Annotated in this window: 3 protein-coding genes and 1 pseudogene; all 4 read right to left on the minus strand. The window is 57.6% G+C overall.

All coding sequences use genetic code 11. From position 1 onward, the window contains the following. Positions 1-338: HU family DNA-binding protein (locus Q3C19_RS18000; protein WP_302731201.1), on the minus strand; the 338-nt coding region annotated here is incomplete at its 3' end. A gap of 231 nt (positions 339-569) precedes the next feature. Then, positions 570-2,243, minus strand: coding sequence for a GLUG motif-containing protein (locus Q3C19_RS18005; protein ID WP_302731203.1), 1,674 nt, complete (start codon positions 2,241-2,243; stop codon positions 570-572). Between the two features lie 123 nt (positions 2,244-2,366). Continuing rightward, positions 2,367-3,236 (minus strand): fimbrillin family protein, encoded by an 870-nt coding sequence (locus Q3C19_RS18010; protein WP_302731205.1) that lies wholly within the window; start codon positions 3,234-3,236, stop codon positions 2,367-2,369. A gap of 34 nt (positions 3,237-3,270) precedes the next feature. Next, a pseudogene (locus Q3C19_RS18015) lies at positions 3,271-3,487 on the minus strand (hypothetical protein); the annotation flags it as partial.

Raw genomic sequence — 3,487 nt, forward strand, 5'->3', positions numbered from 1 at the left:
CTCGAACCGCGCGACACCTCGGGGATGAAGCGCACGCGCGTGCCCGTTATCTGCTGCGCGCCCACCTTGTCGGGCGAGTCCACGCCCTGGCCTTCGGCGTTGGCGGTGTAGTAGAAGGTGCCCACGCCGTCCAGCTTGACGGAGCGGCCGTTGTTCATGTAGTCGCCGATAACGCCGCCCAGCAGCTTGAGCACGGACAGCACGTCGCCCACGCTGAGCGACGACAGGTCGGCCAGTTTCTTGGCCACGGTGTCGGTATCGACGGGGCGGCCGATGGTTACAGACTTGGGATACCATTTCCCGTTGCTCTTGAGTTGTTGTTTCTTAAAGTATGCCATGGCGTAAAAAGATTTTAACCTCCTGCCGGAATCCGTCTGCGATGGGGTGGCGCTTGATGCCACATAAGGTGGCGGTTCATCCTGCATAAGGTGGCGGTTGATGTCACATAAGGTGGCGGTTCATCCTATCCCCCTCCACGACCCCTTCCGGACGGCCTTCCGACATTCGGCGGTTTGACAATAATTTTTATTTATCTCAAGCTGCGGGCGGAATTTTTCCCGCCCGACGGTTCACTGTTTCTTCAAGGTAGGCAATGCTCCGGTGAGTTCGTACTGCCAGCCTGAGCCGTTCAATGCGTTGTTCATGGCATCAACGGCGTTCTGCCAAGTAACGGTTGTGCCGTCCACCTTCGTGGCTCCACCGTTGTCATTGTCGGGGAGGCCGCTCCAGTAGCATGCGGTCACGTTAGCATAGTTTATTCCCACCGCGCCGCCTACAATGTTACCGCTGACATTGCCCGCGGCATAACAGGCAATGAGAGTGCCAGTTCCGTTCATTCCCACTATACCGCCGGCCCAGGCGTTGCTTGTACCGTCATTTTCAACGGTCACGTTGCCCGTGGCATAGCAGGCGGTCAGGAGAGTAGTACCACCATTCGTTACACCTACCACGCCGCCGGCACGCTCCGTTCCCTTCACTGTGGCCGAGGAACTGCATCCGGTGATGGAACCGACCTGTTGATAGCCCACCACACCGCCTACGTTGCTACCGCTACTACCGCTGACGCTGCCCGACACCGAGCAGTTTTCAATGTTGCCGCCAAAGCTCCATCCCGCCACGCCGCCGACGAACGTGCCACTTGTTACGTTTACTTCTGTCAGCACTACGTTCTTCACCGTGCCTTTGATGAAGCCGAACAGACCCGTATATCGGTTACTTCTCGTAACGGTCAGCCCCGTGATGGTCTTGCCATTGCCGTCGAAGGTGCCGGTGTATGCTTTGTTATCATCTTTGCCTATCGGTGTCCAGTCGATGCCTGTCAGGTCGATGTTGTTGGTCAGGGTGATATTGATGTCTAACTTCCATTCTTCGTTCACCAGTTCGGCGATGTTCTTCAGACCCTCGGCGGAGGTCACGGTGTAGTTGCCATGTCCGTCGTCGGTATATCCCTTGTCCTTATCCAGCGTGATGTTGTAGAACTTGCCTGCCTCGGGGGTGAAGGTGGCGGAGAGGTCGCGTTCCTCGGTGCCGTTTGCCCGCAGCTGCTTGATTTCGTAGCCGGGCACCACGTTCGCCTCCCAGCAGGTGATGGTTGTGCTGTTCTCGGTGTATTCGCACTTCTTCATCTCTATCCAGCCCTCTTGCGAGCCTTGCACTACCGTGCCCTTTTCATAAGTACACTGTGTGTAGGTATAGAGCTGAAGACTCTGCACCTCGCCGAGTGCATCGTCCGTGGGCGTCACGCGCACCTTCGCCAGAGCGTGGGTGAAATTCAGCGTGACCTGAGTCTGGTAGTTGCCGCTGCCTGTGCCGTACAGCAGGTAGGCAAGACTTTGGCTTTGGTCGCTGAGGTCGAGGGTGCCGCCCGTGGCGGGGTACCAGGCGGTGACGGTATGTTCGCCGGTGTCGCTCCAGTACAGGGGTGTTTCGGCTTTGACGGTGTTGTTGTCCTGCACGGCGTAGGTGCCGACCTCGTCCTTGCCGTCTATCTGTACGGCGAACTTGTCGTCCGCGTCAAACTTGCTGCTGTTGCCGTCCGCAATCTCGCTGACGCGCGTCTGCGGTGTGCCCCAGGGCTGCGCCTCGCCGCCCTCCACGTCGAGGGTGATGCGGGCTATCTCAAGGGGGTATTGTCCTTCGGGCAGACGGTCGCCGTCCGCCAGTTCGTCCTTCGTGCAGGCAGCCATGGCAAGGAGCAGGGCGGCTGCGGCAAGAATTACATGGATGGAATGTCTTTTCTTCATATCGGGTTGTTTTTTATTTGTTTTCGTTTTGTGCTGCCGCCGCCTGCGAAGGCGGCCGTCGCACCATTCTGTCTATGGGCAGCTCCGGCTTGACGCTTGCGCCGGGGCAGCGGTGTGCGGGGATTACAACTCTGCACTTGCATCGTTCGAATCTCCGGATTCCCACGGGTTAATTGTGGGGTCGCTCACCTCGATGTCCTTATTGTTGAGCGTTATGTTGTAGGTGTAGGCATAGCCTGCTGTGTAGAAATTGGCTGTGGGTGTAGCAGGCAGTTTCAGTTGGGCGTTGTAGCTCTGTCCGTTGTAAGACACTTTAAGGTTAAGAGAGGAGTTCACTTCCTGTGGGAGAATGATGACTTGCGAAGTGGTGGCACCGCCCAGCTGCATGGTAATCGGCGATTCGGAGGCTGCGGTTACGGCAGTCGTGCCGGTAGCCGTGTCGAATGTGCCTTCGTGCTTCAGCCCCTCCAACGTGTAGCCGGCAGGTTCCGTTTCGTTGAAACTGAGACCATCGCCTGCCTTGAAGGTGAACTTGATGAGACTCATGCAGTGGTGGAACGCATGGTCGCCGGTGAAGCTCACCGTCGGGTTGTGGGTGTCGCCTGTGGCTCCCGAGGCAAAGAGGAAGTCGATGTCCGCGCCCTGCTTGTCGACTGCGGTGCTGACGGTCACCGTTCCGCCCTCAGCCTGATACGGATAGTAGGCATGGAAGGTATGCGTTTCGGTGTCATTGAAATAGATGGTCGTACCGTCGGTCACGAACTTACCGTTCTCTCTCTTGTAGGGCACGTTGGTGAAGCCTGCGCCGGTGACGCCGATGCGGTCGCCGTCGGTCCAGTCGGTTCCTTCCGAATTGACGCGGGTAGATGTAGCCTCATAGATTTCGGCCGTAAACTGGGCGGCTACCGGGCCACCGTTCAGGTTCTCGTTGTCGTTGTTGCAGGCGGCCAGTGTCAGTGCCAGCGCTGCGAGGGCAAAATGTCTTGTTTTCATCCTATTCACTATTAATTGTTAATTATTAATTTTCCTACATTTCCGCATCCACATCGCCTCCGTCCACCGGTTCCCAACCGGTGATTTCGGCGTTGCCTTCCTCCATGCCGACAGGCGTTTCCAGCGTGCCGGTCACGCGGTAGGCGGTGGTCATATCGCCGTTAAAGTCCGCAAGGGCTTCCGTCAGGTCGACCTCCGTGCGCTGTGTGCGTCCGCCGTCCACAAATACGATGTCCAGCACCATGGTCTGC

Origin of the sequence: Bacteroides sp. ET489 (assembly GCF_030518095.1) — a bacterium.
Classification (GTDB): Bacteria; Bacteroidota; Bacteroidia; order Bacteroidales; family Bacteroidaceae; genus Bacteroides; species Bacteroides ndongoniae.